The 17515-nt window shown below is 51.4% G+C and carries 21 protein-coding genes and 1 pseudogene; 21 read left to right on the plus strand and 1 reads right to left on the minus strand.

The annotated features are described in order from the left end of the window. The first annotated feature begins 171 nt into the window (after window positions 1-171). From BN3261_RS04070 to BN3261_RS04105, 9 genes are all read left to right on the plus strand, one after another. Window positions 172-513: a DUF7768 domain-containing protein gene (locus BN3261_RS04070; RefSeq protein WP_059085514.1), complete on the plus strand. Its 342-nt coding sequence runs from the start codon at window positions 172-174 to the stop codon at window positions 511-513. Between the two features lies 1 nt (window position 514). After that, window positions 515-1585 (plus strand): DNA cytosine methyltransferase, encoded by a 1071-nt coding sequence (locus tag BN3261_RS04075; RefSeq protein WP_059085515.1) that lies wholly within the window; start codon window positions 515-517, stop codon window positions 1583-1585. A gap of 2 nt (window positions 1586-1587) precedes the next feature. Beyond that, window positions 1588-2301: an antirestriction protein ArdA gene (locus tag BN3261_RS04080; RefSeq protein ID WP_059086864.1), complete on the plus strand. Its 714-nt coding sequence runs from the start codon at window positions 1588-1590 to the stop codon at window positions 2299-2301. A gap of 60 nt (window positions 2302-2361) precedes the next feature. Continuing rightward, complete coding sequence (locus BN3261_RS04085) at window positions 2362-2817, plus strand: PcfB family protein (protein WP_330383233.1); 456 nt, start codon at window positions 2362-2364, stop codon at window positions 2815-2817. Then, window positions 2804-4642 carry a VirD4-like conjugal transfer protein, CD1115 family gene (locus BN3261_RS04090; protein ID WP_059085516.1) on the plus strand — a complete coding sequence of 613 codons (1839 nt, stop codon included), beginning with the start codon at window positions 2804-2806 and terminating at the stop codon, window positions 4640-4642. Before BN3261_RS04085 ends, BN3261_RS04090 begins: the two co-directional genes overlap by 14 nt. Before the next feature lie 92 nt (window positions 4643-4734). Beyond that, window positions 4735-4893, plus strand: a complete 159-nt coding sequence (locus BN3261_RS17110; protein WP_055060876.1) for a Maff2 family mobile element protein — start codon at window positions 4735-4737, stop codon at window positions 4891-4893. Window positions 4894-5048: 155 nt separating this feature from the next. Next, the gene (locus BN3261_RS04095) at window positions 5049-5321 is read left to right on the plus strand and encodes a helix-turn-helix domain-containing protein (RefSeq protein WP_002593556.1); all 273 of its coding nucleotides are present in this window, start codon (window positions 5049-5051) and stop codon (window positions 5319-5321) included. Next, entirely contained in the window at window positions 5281-5658 is a 378-nt protein-coding gene (locus tag BN3261_RS04100) for a TnpV protein (RefSeq protein ID WP_005335912.1), read from the plus strand. The genes BN3261_RS04095 and BN3261_RS04100 overlap by 41 nt, the downstream gene beginning before the upstream one ends. A gap of 29 nt (window positions 5659-5687) precedes the next feature. Next, a complete protein-coding gene (locus BN3261_RS04105; RefSeq protein WP_005601707.1) occupies window positions 5688-6650 on the plus strand; it encodes a DUF3658 domain-containing protein in 963 nt (320 codons plus the stop codon). Window positions 6651-6712: 62 nt separating this feature from the next. Here the strand turns inward: BN3261_RS04105 and BN3261_RS04110 are convergent, their stop codons facing one another. Beyond that, on the minus strand, window positions 6713-7519 hold the full coding sequence (locus BN3261_RS04110; RefSeq protein WP_059085517.1) for a helix-turn-helix domain-containing protein: 807 nt from the start codon (window positions 7517-7519) through the stop codon (window positions 6713-6715). 484 nt (window positions 7520-8003) lie between these two features. Between BN3261_RS04110 and BN3261_RS04115 the strand changes: the two genes are divergently transcribed. The 12 genes and pseudogenes from BN3261_RS04115 to BN3261_RS04165 all read left to right on the plus strand — a co-directional run bounded on the left by BN3261_RS04115 (window position 8004) and on the right by BN3261_RS04165 (window position 17462). Further along, window positions 8004-8192 carry a hypothetical protein gene (locus BN3261_RS04115; protein WP_002304353.1) on the plus strand — a complete coding sequence of 63 codons (189 nt, stop codon included), beginning with the start codon at window positions 8004-8006 and terminating at the stop codon, window positions 8190-8192. Next, window positions 8189-8530, plus strand: coding sequence for a DeoR family transcriptional regulator (locus tag BN3261_RS04120; protein WP_016317500.1), 342 nt, complete (start codon window positions 8189-8191; stop codon window positions 8528-8530). Before BN3261_RS04115 ends, BN3261_RS04120 begins: the two co-directional genes overlap by 4 nt. Beyond that, on the plus strand, window positions 8523-8819 hold the full coding sequence (locus BN3261_RS04125; RefSeq protein ID WP_002594808.1) for a DUF3847 domain-containing protein: 297 nt from the start codon (window positions 8523-8525) through the stop codon (window positions 8817-8819). Before BN3261_RS04120 ends, BN3261_RS04125 begins: the two co-directional genes overlap by 8 nt. 310 nt (window positions 8820-9129) lie before the next feature. Next, window positions 9130-9723: a DUF3267 domain-containing protein gene (locus BN3261_RS04130; RefSeq protein WP_015522488.1), complete on the plus strand. Its 594-nt coding sequence runs from the start codon at window positions 9130-9132 to the stop codon at window positions 9721-9723. Window positions 9724-9905: 182 nt separating this feature from the next. Beyond that, a complete protein-coding gene (mobQ, locus tag BN3261_RS04135; protein ID WP_059085518.1) occupies window positions 9906-11480 on the plus strand; it encodes a MobQ family relaxase in 1575 nt (524 codons plus the stop codon). Window positions 11481-11546: 66 nt separating this feature from the next. Further along, window positions 11547-12191 (plus strand): CHC2 zinc finger domain-containing protein, encoded by a 645-nt coding sequence (locus BN3261_RS04140; RefSeq protein WP_002595104.1) that lies wholly within the window; start codon window positions 11547-11549, stop codon window positions 12189-12191. After that, the gene (locus BN3261_RS04145; protein ID WP_007047420.1) at window positions 12160-13497 is read left to right on the plus strand and encodes a virulence-associated E family protein; all 1338 of its coding nucleotides are present in this window, start codon (window positions 12160-12162) and stop codon (window positions 13495-13497) included. The genes BN3261_RS04140 and BN3261_RS04145 overlap by 32 nt, the downstream gene beginning before the upstream one ends. A 241-nt stretch (window positions 13498-13738) precedes the next feature. Beyond that, a complete protein-coding gene (locus BN3261_RS04150; protein WP_007047419.1) occupies window positions 13739-13936 on the plus strand; it encodes a hypothetical protein in 198 nt (65 codons plus the stop codon). Further along, window positions 13937-15607 (plus strand): recombinase family protein, encoded by a 1671-nt coding sequence (locus BN3261_RS04155; protein ID WP_059085519.1) that lies wholly within the window; start codon window positions 13937-13939, stop codon window positions 15605-15607. It abuts the gene before it with no gap. A gap of 91 nt (window positions 15608-15698) precedes the next feature. Further along, window positions 15699-15779: pseudogene (locus tag BN3261_RS17125) on the plus strand (Maff2 family mobile element protein); the annotation flags it as partial. A 12-nt stretch (window positions 15780-15791) separates the two neighbouring features. Beyond that, on the plus strand, window positions 15792-16658 hold the full coding sequence (locus tag BN3261_RS04160) for a VirB6/TrbL-like conjugal transfer protein, CD1112 family (RefSeq protein ID WP_059085520.1): 867 nt from the start codon (window positions 15792-15794) through the stop codon (window positions 16656-16658). Window positions 16659-16676: 18 nt separating this feature from the next. Beyond that, window positions 16677-17462: a DNA-methyltransferase gene (locus BN3261_RS04165; RefSeq protein WP_059085521.1), complete on the plus strand. Its 786-nt coding sequence runs from the start codon at window positions 16677-16679 to the stop codon at window positions 17460-17462. The last annotated feature ends 53 nt before the right edge of the window (window positions 17463-17515 follow it).

A 17515-nucleotide genomic window follows, 5' to 3' on the forward strand; every position in this document is an offset into this window, starting at 1 on the left:
CTTCGCCCCGCCGTATGCGGCGGCTTTGCCCTTGACCGCCTGCCCCGGCTGTGCTTTTTCTCCGGCAAGCGGCGGGGGCATATCCTCCAGAGCCGCCCCCTTTTCCACGATTGGAAAAGGGCGGGGGAAAAGGTTGACCCACTACATTATATAAAAACGGAGGTTTTCACAATGAAACGACCCCTTGCGTATATCACCGCCGCGTGGAGCGGCGACCCCTGCGAGGCGACGGAGCAGGCCGCCAAGTATTGCCGTGCTGTCTATGAGGCGGGCTTTTCGCCCATCTGCCCCACGCTCTATCAGCCCCTTTTCCTGAACGACGCCGTTCCCGAGGAGCACAAGAGCGGCATCGACATGGGCCGTGACCTGCTCCGCCGCTCTCATATGCTGGTGGTGTGCGGCAGTATCTCCACGGAAAGCATGAAAAACGATGTGGCTGTGGCCCAGCGGCTGGGGATCACGGCAACCACGCTGGACGGCATCCTGACCGTAAAGCGTCAGGGCCGCCGCTGATATGAACGAGATCCGGCTGGGGAGCCTGTTTGACGGGATCGGCGTGTTCCCGCTGGCGGCGGTGCGCTGCGGTATCGTGCCTGCATGGGCCAGCGAGATCGAAAAAGCGCCTATCTCCATCACGAAACGCTATTTTCCCGGTATGGCGCATTTAGGGGATGTGACAAAGCTGAACGGCGGCGACATTCCGCCTGTCCACATTATCACCTTTGGCTCACCCTGCCAGAACCTCTCACAGATCGGCAACAGGGCCGGTCTTGCCGGGGAAAAATCCAGTCTGTTCTTTCATGCGATCCGTATTATCCGTGAAATGAGGGAGGCGACAAATGGTATATTTCCAGCAATCGCTGTTTGGGAGAACGTCATGGGAGCGTTTTTTTCAAATGACCGGATGGACTTTAGAGCCGTGCTCTCAGCGTTCACAGCCGCCGACATTTCAATGCCTGCTTCTGGAAGATGGACAGGAGCCGGAATGGTGCGAGGGCATACGCCCGATCTCGCATGGCGGCTCATGGATGCCCAGCATTGGGCAAGCCCCCGATTGGCACGACGGCAGCGCGTCTTTGTTGTGGCAGACTTTGGAGGACAATGTTCCCACGAAATACTTTTTAAGCCCCGCGCAGTGCAGTCAATTTCTGCGTCTGGCGGAGATTGCTGGCTGTCCGCCGCCTGCGGAGATCGAGGCTCTTTTATTGAAGCAGGGCGGCGTGTACCGATCACCAGACCCTTTCAATGCTACCGTATGCGGGCATCGGCAAAGGAGCGGACAACGGAGGCGTTCCGAAACAGCTTCGGATTGCCAACTGACCCTTTTCCCACTCTGTTAGCCAGCGCGGTCAGTCCCTTTGCCTTTTGGTATGAGGACGATCCTGCCGGGGGCTGTGTCCGTTTTCCCACAGAAAGAGAATGTGAACGGCTCATGGGGCTGCCGGAGGGCTGGACAAAGTACGGCGCGGATGGTGAGGAAATCCTGTCCGCCCATCGCTACCGGGCGCTGGGAAATGCTATCGCGCTGCCCTGCGCCGAGTACATTATGCGCGGCATATACGACGTTCTGACAAGGAGGTGCTGAAAATATCATCCCTGTTTGAAGCCTATATTACCAACCTCGGCAAATACAACGAGGGGCGGCTTGTGGGCGAAACGCTGAAATTCCCGGCCACCACGGAGGAGGTGCAGGCCCTTTTGAAGCGCATCGGCGTGGATGGGGTACGGTATGAGGAAATCTTCATTACCTCATTCGACGGTGATGTGCTGGGCCTGTATGACCATTTGGGCGAGTATGAAAGTATTGACGAGCTGAACCATCTGGCCCATGTGCTGTCTGACCTCGACCAGAGCGACATTGAAAAGTTTGAGGCCGTCATTGACAGCGGCGAATACACGGGCAGCGTCCATGACCTGATCAACCTCGCGCAAAATCTGGATTGCTATGACTTCTACCCCGGTATCGACAGCGAGGAGGCGCTGGGCCGGGTCTACATCGAGGAAATGGAAATGCTGGATGTACCGGACAATGTGCTGCCCTACTTCGATTTTGAAGCCTACGGGCGGGACGCACGGATCAACGAGGGCGGCCATTTTGCCCCCGGCGGCTATGTGTTCAATAACGGCGGCAGCTTTGTGGAGCAGTATCACGGGATGGAGGATATTCCCCCGGAGCACCGCATCTTTGCCTATCCCAAGCTGAATATCCGGGAGCAGATGGCGGCGTATCAGGAGGTCATAGACCGTTCGGCGCTGAACGAGGAAAAGCTGCGGCTTCCCACCAGCCGCGAGGACAGATAGGCCGCTTCTGGTCACGGTGGCCAGAGGGCAAAGGAGGTGTAAGCTATCGTCGGAGATGAAGTGTCCCGGCAGACCATCGCCGTCAGCGTCAAGGCGTCCAAGCTGACCGCCCGTGCGCTGGCCTATGTGGTGGCCGCCGTGGGACGGAAGATTGCCAAGGAGCACCGCAAGGCGCAGACGCCCCACGGCAAGCAGAGTGTGCGAAAGCTCATGGGCCACGGTGGGGACATCAACGCTATTGAGGTGGACACGCCCAAACTGTTTGACAAGGTGGCCCGGAAATGGGGCGTGGACTACGCCATCCGTCGTGTGGGGGATGAAAAATATCTGCTTTTGTTCAAGGCACGGCAGGCCGATGCCATCACAGGCTGCTTTGCCGAGTATTCCCGTTTGGAGCTGAAACGGGCCAAATCCCGGCAGCCGCCGATCCGGGAGCAGCTCCGGCAGGCCGAGGAACAGGTGAAAAAGCAGCCCCAGCGGGAATTGACAAAGGAGGCGGCGCATGGCGACAGATAAAATCAGGAAGTATGTTCTTCCGAACATCCCGTACCTGTTCATCGGCTGGTTTTGCCTGAAAATTGGCACGGCATACCGTCTGGCCGCTGGCGCGGGCTTCGGGGAAAAGCTGCTGGGGCTGGGCCAGACCATCGGCACGGCCTTTGCCAGCTTTGCCCCCGGCCTTGCCCCGCTGGATTGGTTTGTCGGCATTGTGGGCGCAGTCGGCTTCCGGTTGCTGATCTACTGCAAGGCGAGAAAAGCAAAGAAATTTCGCCGCGATGCCGAGTATGGCACAGCCCGCTGGGGCAACGAAAAAGACATCAAGCCTTTTGTCGATCCCAAGTTTGAAAACAATATGCTGCTGACCGCCACAGAACGGCTTACCATGAATACCCGCCCCAAAAATCCCGCCAACGCCCGCAATCTCAATTTCTGCGGGATCGGTTCGTCCGGCTCCGGCAAGACCCGCTTTTGGCTCACGCCGCAGCTTTTGCAGGCCCATTCTTCCTATGTGGTGGTAGACCCCAAGGGCGGTGTGCTGGGGCAGGTCGGGGTCTTTCTCCAGCGCCGAGGCTATCAGATCAAGGTGTTCAACAGCATAGATTTTTCCAAGTCCATGCACTACAACCCTTTGTCGTATATCCGCAACGAGGCCGACATCCTGAAATTCGTGAACGCCCTGATCACCAACACCAAGGGCGAGGGTAAAGAGGGCGATCCGTTCTGGACGAAAGCGGAAACGCTTTTGTACTGCGCCCTAATCGCCTACATCATTTTCGAGGGGCCTGCCGAGGATCGGAATATAAATACGCTGGTGGACATGATCTCCGGCATGGAGGTCAAGGAGGATGACGAAAACTATAAAAACGCTGTGGATTATATGTTTGACGGCCTTGCCAAACGCAAGCCGGATTGCTTCGCCGTGAAGCAATACCGCAAATTCAAGCTAAGCAGCGGCAAGACCGCAAAAAGTATCCTTATTTCCTGCGGTGCGCGTCTGGCCCCCTTTGACATCCCCCAGCTTCGGGAGATCATGTCCTATGACGAGCTGGAGCTTGACCGCATGGGAGATCGCCGGACGGCTACTTTTTTCTGCATCAGCGACACGGACAGCACCTACAATTTTCTTGTGGCGCTGGCCTTTTCGCAGATGTTCAACCTCCTGTGCGAACGGGCGGACAATGTTCACGGCGGCAGGCTGCCCCATCATGTGCGGGTACTGTGGGACGAGGCGGCCAATACGGGACAGGTGCCCCAGCTTGAAAAGCTGGTGGCCGTCATCCGCTCCCGTGAGATCAGCCTGTGCCTGCTGTATCAGCAGTTGGCCCAATGCAAGGCCATCTACGACAAGAACGCGGAAACCATCCTCGGCAACATGGATAGTGTGCTGTTCCTCGGCGGACGCGAAAGCTCCACTATCAAGGAAATCTCGGAGAACTGGCTGGGAAAGGCCACCATCTCCATGCAGACCGAGGGGCGCTCCCGTGGGCAGTCCGAAAGCTACAGCCAGAACACGCAGCGGCTGGGCCGGGAGCTGATGACCCCAAGCGAGCTTGCCACCATGCCCGGAGATCGATGCATTTTGCAGCTTCGGGGCCTGCCGCCGTTCTACTCCAAGAAGTACGATTTGAAGCAGCATCCCAACTACAAATACACCGCCGAGGCCGACAAGGTGAAGAACGCTTTTGACCTCAACAGCCTTGTGACGCGGCGGATGGACAAGCTCAACCCCAACGAAACCTATACCGTTTACAAGGTGGACGTGCCGGATGAGGCAATCACAGGCGAGGACGAGGACATCCTCAACTATGACGATCTCGACGACCCGGATGCCTTTGTATAACTTCTGGTCACGGTGGCCAGAGGATCAGCTGCCGCCAGAAATGGCGGCTTTTTTCATGGCCGGGGCGTTGCCCCCGGAGAAATGGAGGACTTATGCAGTTTTTTGCTTCTGCCGTTACTACCCTGCAAACTCTCGTCGTGGCGCTGGGCGCTGGCCTTGCCGTGTGGGGCGTGGTCAATCTGCTGGAGGGCTACGGCTCGGATAACGCAGCGGCCAAAAGCCAGGGCATCAAGCAGTTCATGGCTAATTAAAGGGAACAAAAAGAAAGGGAATGCACAATCCAGACGGTATCAGCGGCAGGCTACAAGAATAAATTGTGATTTCACAAGATTGGTGTTATAATAAGAGAAAAGTTCCTGCCGGGGCAACCGCCCCGGTGGTATGGATAGAAAGGCAGGAAAACAATATGCACATCAGCTATAAACCACTCTGGCACACACTGTTAGAGCGTGATATGAGAAAAGAGGATTTAAGGCTTGCTGCTGGTATGACAACAAATATGATTGCCAACATGAGCAAAGAGGGAAAGCACATCAGCATGGATACATTAGCCCGTATCTGTGAAACTCTGAATTGTGAGATTACTGATGTGATTGAGTTAGTACCAGACGAGCCTGCTTCCACAGGAGGTAAGGAACATGAGCGAATTGAAACCAAGAATAACGGAAAACGGAATTGATTATATCCTTGTCGGAGATTACTACATTCCAGGCTTGAAACTGCCGGAGGAACACCGCCCTATCGGAAAGTACGGACGAATGCACCGGGAATATTTAAGAGAAGTCCACCCAGCCAGATTGAATACATTGATACTGACCGGAGAATTGTTGACATATCTTGCAGACCTGAATGAACAGGCACAAAAACGGTTAGACACTATCATGGAGCAGATGAAAGCTACCGAGGGCGTGACAGAGGAATTGAAGTGTACCCGACAAATGGAATGGGTGCAGCGTTGCAATAACATTCACAACAGGGCAGAAGAAATTGTTTTGTATGAGATGATTTATTCATAACGGGAGCAATTAAATCGGAGGTATATAAGATGATTGAAATTGTATTTGGTGAAAGTGCCTGTGGAAGTTTGAAAATTGCCCAAACTTACGGCAAGGGAAAGTATAGAGGAAGTGCTGTTTCAATATTTATGAGGCACGAAGACGGGAGTGTTCCATCTTCAGATGAAATGAAAAAGGCACAGCTTCAAGCACAGGAACAAGAACGCATTGCTTGGGAGAATGCTATTCCATTGGGAGGCAAGAGCAGTGATGTTTATTGTTTTGATATGGTTCTTAGTGTGGGAGATATTTCTGATAATGGAATTGGCGAACAGCGGAAAAATATTTTCAAGAAAATGCTGTCTGTCTGCTTTGTAGAAGATTTAGATTATCAGGTTGAAGAAAAAATACAGAAAATTAAAACTACATTGACCTCAGTGATTGAACGATATGTAGCTGGGGAAGAAATTCGCATTTGGTATAGCTATAATCCAGATGAGCTTTGTGGTATGTATTGGCTTATGAAACAACTTCAACCATTAAACTGCCAGACAACAATTTATTTGGTTAAGTTACCTACATGGGAATATGGAAAAGAAAATACTATGACATCCAAAATAGCATGGGGCGAGGTGTCTCCTGGCGAATGGGGAAACTATATAACGCTACAAGAGAAAGCTAATCCTGTATTTCTTTCAGCTTGTACTATGAAATGGAATCAACTTCAAAATGAAAATGCACCTTTGCGTGCAATGTTAAATGGTAAATTGCAAAGCGTTTCAGAAGATATATATGATAGTTTCATTCTTCGTGAAATTGCGGAACAGCCAGAACAATTCAAAATGGCTATTGTCATAGGTAATGTTTTAGGAAAATATCAACTTGGAATTAGTGATGTATGGATTTCCAATCGCATTGATAAAATGCTTGAAGATGGTGTGTTGGAAATTATACAGGACGCACCAAAGGGAGAAACAAATTATCGCCGGATATTAAGAAAACGAATGAAATAATAACCACAGTAAGAACCGCTGCTACATGGAAGGCATCCCAACCATGCAACAGCGGTTTTTCTTTATCGTTTTTTCCTCTGGCTGATGGGCGTTCCCATTTTCTTTGACTTTTTGAGAATCCGAATCAGCCAGCGAAATTCTTCATCTGACAGATTTTTATAGTTGATACCAAGCTGCTTACAGTAAAGGACAACCAGCTTTTCATCACGGCTGCCCTTGAAATTTTCGACCGCTTCCAGATTTTCTTTCAGTTCATTGGCAACAGTGGTCTGGGGTGCACTCTCACTGTCCTTTTTATGGGCTTCTCGAATATCCCGGATAATGAGGTTGAGGTCATCCCGTACCATCTGACTGAAATACTCATCATCGCTGATATGGGCGGCTTGCAACACTTTCAAATGGGGGTCATCTTCGCCGGGGCGATACCGTTCAATGATTTCATGCCGGACAGTATCGACAAGGGCGTTGAGGTTTTGAATCTGCATGGTGGCAATCCCATCCACATAAATCTCAATGTCCGCAAGAAACTTGATAAAGTCCTTATGGGTGGCAAGTTCGCACAGCAGACGGTTGTTAATCCGACCGCTTTTCAGAAGTGCTACCATCTCATCACTCAAATGCAGCTCCCTTAATGGCGTGTTGATCTCCGCCCGGTTCTCTGTCCGGCAAAAGAGATAATCAATGGACACCCCATAAAAATCTGCCAGCAGGATAAGGTTGCCATGATTGATTTCCTTATAGTCATCTTTTTCATAACTGCCAAGAGCCGATTTTGAAATACCCGTTTGCTCAGCCAGTTCTTCCAGTTTTAATCCTTTGTTTAATCGTAAATCTTTTAGCCGTTCCTGTATTGTAGTAGCTCCGTTCATTGAAGCAGTTCCCCCTTCTGACAACATTTATAACCGTTGAATTGATTATACCATATCAATTCCGCAATCGTGGAAATTTCTGATTTTTACCCTTAATTCCTACTTTGTGGACATACGGCACAGGGTACAAAAATGTTCTATGATACAGGTAGTTCATCGATGGATTATTCCAATCGAATGACCAGCCTGTGTGGGATATGCTTCCCCGGCGATGTAGTGCCATGACTTTTGGCAGGGATGTGGAGGAATCCTGACCAAAACGAGCGTACCAAAGGGAGCGATACGCCGCTGTGAGATTCAGGGGAGGAACGACACCGGGGAGAACTGGCGAACTGACACCGAAATGATACCGAAACACGACAATCTGATAGGGGGATAGTCTACCCTATCGCTGTATACTTCGGGAGATTTTAAGCGGCTCTATGACCGTAATTTTGCCGAAAATCGCCCCGAAACCATACACTAAAACGGGAGGAAGCGCAATATGCCGAGAATGAGCAAAAAGAGGAAGCATGAGCTTTCCTTTTACCTCAATGATCGGGGGCGTGTCACTTACAACGAATTATGCCGGAAATGCCAGCATGGGTGCAAGCAGAGCTTCCGGGCGGTTGTGATTGACTGTCCCCGTTATTTATCCAAACGAGCAAAGAAAAAGGAGGAACACACCGAATGAATTTTGAATTTATGACGATAGACACACCATTGCCGCCATGTATGCCATTTCCCAGAGCGTTGACAGGATTTCCAGTCAGCAGCACCGCAAAGGTCATGTACTGCCGGATGCTGGACGCTATGCTATCCAAAGGGCAGGAGGACGAAAATGGAATCCTGTTTGTCTGCTTCCCTGTCACAGCCATTGCTACAGTCCTGTCCCGCAGTCCCATGACGGTCAAGCGTTCTTTGAATGAACTGGAAACCGCCGGGCTTATCATGCGGGTGCGTCAGGGAGTTGGAGAACCAAACCGAATTTATGTGCTGATACCGGGAAAGGAGGACGCTGCCCTTGCCTGATACCTCAAAGCTGGAAAAGCTCAACCGGGAGCTGGAAAAAAGCGAAAAGAAGCTGCGGAAAGCCATCAATGATGAAAAGGCGTTGCAGCACCAGTTAAAGCAGCTTACCCGAAAGGAACGGACGCACCGGCTCTGCACTCGTGGCGGTATGCTGGAAAGTTTTCTGCAAGAGCCGGAACGCCTGACAGACGATGATGTCATGCTGTTGTTGAAACTCATTTTTCACAGGCAGGACACGCAGGAACTATTGAAGAAACTGCTGGAACGGGAGAAGCCGGAAACCCCTTAGTTTACTAAGGGCGCAATTATACACCACCCAGAGGATGGTGCATTGCGTTCTCCGAAGGCTCCTCGCCGGAGGGCTGTGATTTTCCGCAGTCATGGTCTGCTCCAAATCAAACAGGGGACGCTACGCTTCCCCTGCGCTGGCTGCCGCCAGCTACCCTTTTGTGGACTTGCCATCTGGGGACACCTTGCGTTGCAAGTTGTTCCCAGCCGACAAGTTTTACAAAATCTCTCTATACTTTGACGGTCGAATAAAGTATAATGAAGTCAACGACTAATCGGAGTTTGTTACTCTTTTTGGAGGTGAATTGGTAATGATAAAATTAAAAATGTCTATTGAAGATATAAGTGAGTATCAGACAGGTATTTTACCAAAGAATGCTGTTAAAATAGAAACACCTCAGAGCATTGAAGAGATGATGAAAAAAGCGGCACCTATTGCAGCGGTATTATGTGTTTTAATGTTTGTAACGATGCTGTGTAAAACAGTTATGAACAAGACAGTTGTTATTTCACATGTATTTATTTTGATTGGTTTTTGTCTGGGGTATATTTGTTTGGTGATACACGAGTGGTTACATGGGATTGTCTATCCGAGAAACGCACTGGTTACGATAGGTAAAATAACGGGTAAGATATCATTTGTTGCATTAGCATCATATCCTCTGAAGCGTAGAAGGTTTATTGTAATGTGCCTATTACCATTTGTGCTTGGAATAATACCATTATTGATTTTTATTGTTAGTCCGGCAGAATATAGAGAACTAAATGGACTAATGTTTGGCATGTCATGTATGGGTATGGTTTCACCATTTCCCGATGTATATAATGTTTTTATTGTCTTAAAAAATGCAAATAAAAAAGATGCAATAATGTTTTATAAAAACGATATGTATAAGGTATCGTAAATTCCAGTTTGCCACCCACACATCGGGTCAACTTGTCCCAAACTTTTACAACTAAATACCCGCCGCTCACACAGCGGCACACCGAGCAGGAAATCTGAAAAAGGTTGCCTGCTTTTTTTCTGCCCAAAATGAGGTGGTAAAGCGCCACCCCATCCACCAATTACCGAAAGGAGGGACACAAAATGCCCTGTCCACACAACGAAATCACGATTGTTCAGCGCAGCCAGCGGCAGTCTGCGGTTGCCGCCGCTGCTTACCAGAGTGGTGAAAAGCTGTTCTGTGAATATGACCAGCAAGTGAAGCACTACCCGGAAAAGCGTGGGATCGTCCACAATGAAATCCTGCTCCCGGCAAATGCTCCCCTGGAGTACACAGACCGCAACACCCTCTGGAACGCTGCCGAAGCTGTTGAGAAGCAATGGAACTCCCAGCTTGCAAGGCGGTGGGTGCTTTCCATTCCCAGAGAGATACCGCCCGACCAGTACGCCGCCCTTGTACGGGATTTCTGCCGCCAGCAGTTTGTTTCCAAAGGAATGTGCGTGGATTTTGCCATCCATGACAAAGGGGACGGAAACCCACACGCCCATGTCATGCTGACCATGCGGGCAATGGATGAGCGTGGGAAATGGCTTCCCAAGAGCCGCAAGGTCTATGAACTTGATAAGAACGGGGAACGAATCAAGCTCCCGTCCGGCAGGTGGAAAAGCCACAAGGAAGATACGGTTGACTGGAACGACCGCAAATATGGCGAAATCTGGCGGCATGAATGGGAGGTCATCCAAAACCGCTATCTGGAAGCCAACAACCGCCCGGAACGAGTAGATCTCCGTTCTTACGAAAGACAGGGGCTTGATATTATCCCTACCGTCCATGAAGGGGCTGCTGTCCGGCAGATGGAAAAGCGTGGGATTCAGACGAACATCGGCAACCTGAACCGAGAAATCAAAGCCGCCAATAGTTTGATGAAGTCCATCCGGCAGCTTATTAAAAATCTCAAAGGCTGGATTGCGGAGCTTAGCGAAAAGCGGAATGAACTGCTTGCCCAAAAAGCTGCGGAGGAAGCGGTCTTTCTTCCCAATCTGCTGATGAAGTATATGGAGATACGAAAGGCAGAACGGAGCAGCTGGACACGGGCGGGACAAAGCCGGGGGACTTCCAAAGACTTAAAGGCAGTCAGCGAAGCCCTGTCCTATCTCCAGAGAAAGGGACTTTCCACCGTGGAGGATTTGGAAAACTTTATAGAAACGTCCGGGAAATCTGCCGCCGACTACCGAAAGCAGATGAAGCCAAAGGAAACCCGCAGCAACGTGATTGACGCTATCCTTGCCGCCCGGACGGACTGTAAGGAATGTAAGCCCGTTTATGAGAAATACCAGAAGATATTTTTCAAGAAAACTAAGGAAAAATTCAAGCTGGAACACCCGGAGGTTGCCCGGTTTGAGAAAGCCAGTGCCTACCTTGCCAAGCACCCGGACGATAAGGACAGCACGAAAAAGGAGCTTTTGCAGGAACAGGCGAAGCTTGTGGACGAAATCGCAGACTTGAAAGTACCGTTGACCGAGGTGCAGGAAGATTTGAAGAAGCTGTGGGACATCCGCTACTGGGTACGGAAAGCCACACCCGGCACAGAGGAAAGCAAAGAGCCGCCCAAGAAGCAGCCCCTCAAAGAAGTCTTGCAGGATAAGGCTGACGAGAAGAGAGCACAGAAAAACGCCCCGGCGCAGACGAAACACAAACAACAGGATATGGAACTTTAACAGGCACTTGCCATTTTCAGATTGAGAATGATAAGTGCCTTTTCTTTTTTACAAGGAGGAATTGATTTGAATGTATTTGAAGCTGTGAAGCAGTCCGTTACGACAAGACAGGCTGCGGAGCATTACGGAATCCGGGTAAACAGAAACGGGATGGCTTGCTGCCCGTTCCACAACGATAAGACCCCCAGCATGAAGCTGGACAAGCGTTTCCACTGCTTCGGATGTGGTGCAGATGGGGATGTGATTGATTTTGTAGCTGCCCTGTACGGGCTGGGGAAAAAGGAAGCCGCCGCACAGTTGGCGAGTGACTTCGGGCTTGCCTATGAGGACTGGAAGCCACCGGGCAGGGCAAGGAAGCCCAAGCCCCGGCAGAAATCCCCGGAAGAACAGTTCCGGGAAGCAAAGGCACATTGCTTCCGTGTCCTTGCCGATTATCTACACCTCTTACGGGTATGGAAAACCGACTATGCCCCGCACTCCCCGGAGGAAGCGTTTCATCCCCGGTTCGTGGAAGCCTTGCAGAAGCAAGCCCATGTGGAATATCTGCTGGATGTGCTGCTGTTCGGGGATACGGAGGAAATCGCTTCACTGATTACGGAACATGGAAAGGATGTGATACAGCTTGAACAGCGAATGGCAGAGCTTGCCGCCGCAGACGCAGCAAGAACTAAAAAACACCATGAACGCCATGCAGCCGCCCCAGAGCGTTGAGGAAGTAAAGGCAACTCTGGAAACCACCGAGAAAGGCGGTGTCCGCCAGAGCATACGGAACTGCCTGACCGTATTCCAGCGTGACCCGGTGCTTGCCGGGGCAATCGCCTATAACATCCTGACCGACCGAAAGGACATCATAAAGCCCATCGGTTTTCACAGAGAAAGCACAGCCCTGACCGATACAGACATGAAGTATCTGCTTCTCTATCTGGAGGAAACCTACGGGCTGACCAGTGAGAAAAAGATTGAAACCGCCATCGGGATTGTGGCGAATGAGAATAAGTACCACCCCATCCGGGATTTTCTGAACAGCCTTGCATGGGACGGGACGGAGCGCATCCGCTTCTGTCTGCGGCACTTTCTGGGGGCGGATGTGGACGATTACACCTATGAAGCCCTAAAGCTGTTTCTTTTGGGGGCGATTACAAGGGCATTTAAGCCCGGAAGCAAGTTTGAAATCATGCTGTGTCTGGTAGGCGGTCAGGGGGCTGGCAAGTCCACCTTCTTCCGTCTGCTGGCAGTCCGGGACGAGTGGTTTTCCGATGATTTGCGGAAGCTGGACGATGATAACGTGTACCGCAAGCTGCAAGGTCACTGGATAATTGAAATGTCGGAAATGATGGCAACCGCCAATGCCAAGAGCATTGAGGAAATCAAGTCTTTTCTAAGCCGACAGAAAGAGGTTTATAAGATACCCTATGAAACCCACCCGGCAGACCGTCCCCGTCAGTGCGTGTTCGGCGGTACTTCCAACGCCCTTGACTTTCTCCCCCTTGACCGTTCCGGCAACCGCCGATTTATCCCGGTCATGGTGTACCCGGAGCAAGCCGAGGTTCACATTTTGGAAGACGAAGCCGCTTCCAGAGCCTATATCAGCCAGATGTGGGCGGAAGCAATGGAGATTTACCGAAGCGGCAGGTACAAGCTGTCATTCAGCCCAGCCATGCAGCGGTATCTCAAAGAACACCAGCGGGATTTTATGCCGGAGGACACCAAAGCCGGGATGATACAGGCTTACCTTGATAAGTACACCGGGGAAACGGTCTGTTCCAAGCAGCTCTACAAGGAAGCCTTAAATCACACCTTTGACGAGCCGAAGCAATGGGAAATCCGGGAAATCAACGAGATAATGAACCAGTGCATTACCGGGTGGAACTACTTTTCCAATCCAAGAATGTTTGCGGAATATGGCAGACAAAAGGGCTGGGAGCGTGAAATCCCGGCAACGGACACCGACAACCCGCCCGAAAAATCTATGGACGGTTTTGTGGAGGTCACGGAGCAGATGGAGCTTCCATTCTGAAAATGACAGCCCGTTGCCGACTTCGTTGCTATCCCGTTGCCGAGCCGGTTGCCGGGGAAAAACCCATAACTGCGGGCTTTTCTCCCCTATGACAACCAAAACAACAGAAAAATAAAAGAAAAGTATAAATAGTAACCACCGCCAGATTGAGATTGTTTGCAAGGTCTTTTGAAGCCCGTTGCCGGACTTCGTTGCCGACACCCTCTGTCTGGCTATTTTCATGTATGGAGGATAACTGCCTATGGCAAAAAACAAAACAGAGATTCATGTGACCACTGTATTTGACGGGGAGCTGGACGCCACCGATGTGTTCGTCAGCCTGATTTCCCAGAAATACGGCAAGTCAAATACAAAAGAATATCTTGCTAAAAAGAAAGAATTGAAGTATAATGAAGATGAGGTTCAAAAGAGCCGGATACCGTCTGGATTGTGTGGGTAAATGGCTATGATGAACGAAATGGAATACAGAACAATCGGTTCGGCACTTGCCGGGGGCTATCGTGCAGCGGTCTATTGCAGACTGTCAAAGGACGATGACCTGCAAGGCGAAAGTGCCAGTATCGCAAACCAGCGTGATATGCTGGAAAAATACTGCGAAAAGCAGGGATGGGAGGTTGTGGCAGTCTATCAGGACGATGGCTTCACAGGTCTTAATATGGAGCGTCCTGATTTACAGAGAATGTTGAGAGCCATTGAGCGCAGGCAAATCAACCTTGTCATCACGAAAGACCTCAGCCGACTGGGGCGGAACTATCTGCAAACCGGGCATTTGATTGAGGACTTTTTCCCAAGAAACGGTGTCCGCTATATCGCCATGAATGACGGTATCGACACCCTGCGGGATAACAACGATATTGCCCCGTTCAAGAATATCCTGAACGAGATGTACAGCAAGGATATTTCCAAGAAAGTCCATTCCTCTTATCTTCTGAAAGCGCAGAAAGGACAGTTTACCGGGTGTCTTGCCCCGTTTGGGTATCGGAAAGACCCGGAGGACAAAAACCATCTGCTCATTGACGAGGAAACCGCCCCGATTGTGCGACTGATTTTCGGATATGCCCTAAACGGTCATGGTCCGAACTATATCCGCAGACGGCTGGAGGAAGAAAAAATCCCCTGCCCCACATGGTGGAACCGGGAACGGGGGCTTCGCAATACCCGCACCAAATGGGAAAAGAAAGACCCGGAAAACGGGCGGTATATGTGGGACTTCTCCGTTATCAAAGACCTTTTGATGAATCCCGTCTACACCGGGGCGATTGCTTCCCAGAAAAAAGACTACCGCTTCAAAATCGGCACGATTGGGGAAAAGAAACCGGAGGACTGGGTTGTGGTTGAGGGACAGCACGAACCGCTGATTGACCGCATGAGCTTTGATATTGTGCAGAACAAGCTGAAATCCCGCCAGCGTCCGGGGCAGACCAATGAAATCAGCCTGTTTGCCGGACTGATAAAATGCGGCGAGTGTGGGAAGTCGCTGACGATACGCTACACAAACGCAAAACATCCCCAGCGGATTTACTCCTGCAAGACCTACAATGCCTTTGGAAAGAACCACTGCACCCAGCACCGGATTGACTATGACACCCTTTACAGCCATGTGCTGCGGAAAATCCGGGAATGTGCCAGAGCTGCCCTGATGGACGGGGAAGCGGTTGCTGACCGCCTGACCAATACCTGTGAAGCCGAGCAGCGGGAACAGCGGGAAGCAATGGAACGCTCCCTTACAAGGGACGAGGAACGGATTGAGGTTCTGGACAAAATGGTCATGCGGCTTTATGAGGATATGATTGCAGGGCGTATCAGTGAGCAGAATTTCAACACCATGCTGGAAAAGACACAGACCGAGCAGACGGAGCTTAAAGCAAAAGTGTCCGAGGGCAGAAAGCGGCTGTCTGATGAAGTCCAGCTTGCCAATGACGCAAAACAATGGGTGGAAGCCATTCAGGAATACGCCAACATCACAGAGCTGGACGCAGCCACCCTTAACCGCTTAATCAAAGAAATCGTCGTGCATGAGCGCATTGACGAAGATAAAACAAGACACATTTCTATCGAAATTCATTTTAATCTCAAACCCATCCCGGAGGTGGAACAGGTCACTGCCTGACCTGTCCCGCCGGGACGGTTCTCTTAAAAAATACCATATAGATTTTTTGTACGCCGCCGCCCGCCATCGAGCAGAGTTTTACACCTAATTGGGGATAAAACAGCTCATGGCGGGCGGCGGCATCATCGTGCTGGGTACGACCCTGATCCCTCTGCTGTCTACCCTGTTTTAAGGGTAGCTGCCGATGGGTATTCTCACCGAATGGATCACGGAATGGCTCAAAGGGCTTTTGATCGAGGGCATCATGGGAAACCTCGAGGGGCTGTTTGACACGGTGAATACCCGCGTCGGGGAAATATCCGTACAGGTGGGGACTACCCCGGCGGCATGGAACGCCGGGGTGTTCTCCCTGATACGGCAGCTTTCCGAAACGGTGATATTACCGATTGCCGGATTGATCCTGACCTTTGTTGCCACCTATGAGCTGATCCAGATGATACTGGAAAAGAACAATATGCACGAGTTCGACGTGGCGAATATCTACAAATGGGTATTCAAAACCACTTGTGCCATCCTGATTCTGTCCAACACGTTCAATATCGTCATGGCAGTCTTTGACGTGTCCCAAAGCGTGATCGCAAGCGCGGCGGGCATCGTCACAGGCGCAACCAACATCACGCCGGATATGCTGGCCGATCTGGAAATGACCCTTGAAATGATGGAGCTTGGCCCTCTGCTGGGCCTGTTTCTGCAATCGTTCCTCATTAAGTTTACCATGCTGGCGCTGAACATTTTTATTTTCGTGATCGTATATGGCCGCATGATCGAGATATATCTGCTGACCAGTTTAGCCCCCATCCCCGTGGCGACGCTCTCCAACCGGGAGCTTGGCACGATGGGCCAGAATTATCTGCGCTCCCTGTTTGCCGTGGGCTTTCAGGGTATGCTGATCCTCGTCTGCGTGGCGATCTATGCGGTGCTCATTCAGGGGATCGCCACAAGCGGAGATCCTATCGGCGCGATTTGGGGCTGTATCGGCTATACGGTGCTTCTGTGCTTCATGCTGATGAAAACCGGGACGATCTCCAAAAGCATCTTCAGCGCCCATTGAGAAAGGAAAGGTGATCTTATCGCTGATACCGCCGCTTCTGGTCATGGTGGCCAGAGGCCGATCCCGGAGGGGTTGCACCTCTCCGACGGCATTGAGGGCTTGCGCTCCCTGCCAAAGCATAGCGTGGATATGTTGCTGACCGATCCGCCCTACGGCACGACCCGGAACTTTTGGGATGTGCCGCTGCCGCTCCCAGAGCTGTGGGAGGCGGTGAAATGGGCCGTCAAGCCGGAGGGCGCGGTGCTGTTTTTCGCACAATGCCCCTATGACAAGGTGCTGGGCGCGTCCAACCTCGCCATGCTCCGTTATGAGTGGGTATGGTACAAAAGCCGCTGCACGGGTTTTCTCAATGCCCGCCGCGCTCCGCTGAAAAAGACGGAGAACATTCTGGTGTTCTACCAGAAGTCCCCGGCCTACTTTCCGCAGTTTGAGCAGGGCAAGCCGTACAAGAAAATCCACCGTTGCAGCGGGAGCAGCCCCAACTACGGGGAGTTTGAACGCACCAGCGGGGAGTCCGATGGGCGGCGCTTTCCGGGGAACGTGCTGGCGTTCCCCACGGTGACAACCACCGTACATCCCACGCAGAAGCCCGTGGCCCTGTGCGAGTACCTGATCCGCACCTACACACGCCCCGGCGAGGTGGTGGCGGACATCTGCGCTGGCTCCGGCACAACTGCCGTGGCCGCGCTGAACACGGGCCGCCGCTTCGTCTGCTTTGAAACCGCCCCGGCCTTTTACGGCCCCGCCACGGAGCGCATCCGGCGGGCGCGGGAGGCTGTGGCATCTGGCGGGGAAGGAGGATGATGACAGGAACCTTCGAAATTATTTACCTGGCCCTTATACCCACCTAGATTTGT

Origin of the sequence: Blautia massiliensis (ex Durand et al. 2017), from assembly GCF_001487165.1 — a bacterium.
In the GTDB taxonomy this organism is placed as follows: domain Bacteria; phylum Bacillota; class Clostridia; order Lachnospirales; family Lachnospiraceae; genus Blautia_A; species Blautia_A fusiformis.

What these genes read in the sequence shown, in the direction of transcription:
- BN3261_RS04070 (WP_059085514.1), top strand. Translation starts at nt 172, where the DNA reads ATGAAACGACCCCTTGCGTATATCACCGCCGCGTGGAGCGGCGACCCC.
- BN3261_RS04075 (WP_059085515.1), top strand. Translation starts at nt 515, where the DNA reads ATGAACGAGATCCGGCTGGGGAGCCTGTTTGACGGGATCGGCGTGTTC.
- BN3261_RS04090 (WP_059085516.1), top strand. Translation starts at nt 2,804, where the DNA reads ATGGCGACAGATAAAATCAGGAAGTATGTTCTTCCGAACATCCCGTAC.
- BN3261_RS17110 (WP_055060876.1), top strand. Translation starts at nt 4,735, where the DNA reads ATGCAGTTTTTTGCTTCTGCCGTTACTACCCTGCAAACTCTCGTCGTG.
- BN3261_RS04095 (WP_002593556.1), top strand. Translation starts at nt 5,049, where the DNA reads ATGCACATCAGCTATAAACCACTCTGGCACACACTGTTAGAGCGTGAT.
- BN3261_RS04100 (WP_005335912.1), top strand. Translation starts at nt 5,281, where the DNA reads ATGAGCGAATTGAAACCAAGAATAACGGAAAACGGAATTGATTATATC.
- BN3261_RS04105 (WP_005601707.1), top strand. Translation starts at nt 5,688, where the DNA reads ATGATTGAAATTGTATTTGGTGAAAGTGCCTGTGGAAGTTTGAAAATT.
- BN3261_RS04110 (WP_059085517.1), bottom strand. Translation starts at nt 7,519, where the DNA reads ATGAACGGAGCTACTACAATACAGGAACGGCTAAAAGATTTACGATTA.
- BN3261_RS04115 (WP_002304353.1), top strand. Translation starts at nt 8,004, where the DNA reads ATGCCGAGAATGAGCAAAAAGAGGAAGCATGAGCTTTCCTTTTACCTC.
- BN3261_RS04120 (WP_016317500.1), top strand. Translation starts at nt 8,189, where the DNA reads ATGAATTTTGAATTTATGACGATAGACACACCATTGCCGCCATGTATG.
- BN3261_RS04130 (WP_015522488.1), top strand. Translation starts at nt 9,130, where the DNA reads ATGATAAAATTAAAAATGTCTATTGAAGATATAAGTGAGTATCAGACA.
- mobQ (WP_059085518.1), top strand. Translation starts at nt 9,906, where the DNA reads ATGCCCTGTCCACACAACGAAATCACGATTGTTCAGCGCAGCCAGCGG.
- BN3261_RS04145 (WP_007047420.1), top strand. Translation starts at nt 12,160, where the DNA reads ATGAACGCCATGCAGCCGCCCCAGAGCGTTGAGGAAGTAAAGGCAACT.
- BN3261_RS04150 (WP_007047419.1), top strand. Translation starts at nt 13,739, where the DNA reads ATGGCAAAAAACAAAACAGAGATTCATGTGACCACTGTATTTGACGGG.
- BN3261_RS04155 (WP_059085519.1), top strand. Translation starts at nt 13,937, where the DNA reads ATGGCTATGATGAACGAAATGGAATACAGAACAATCGGTTCGGCACTT.
- BN3261_RS04160 (WP_059085520.1), top strand. Translation starts at nt 15,792, where the DNA reads ATGGGTATTCTCACCGAATGGATCACGGAATGGCTCAAAGGGCTTTTG.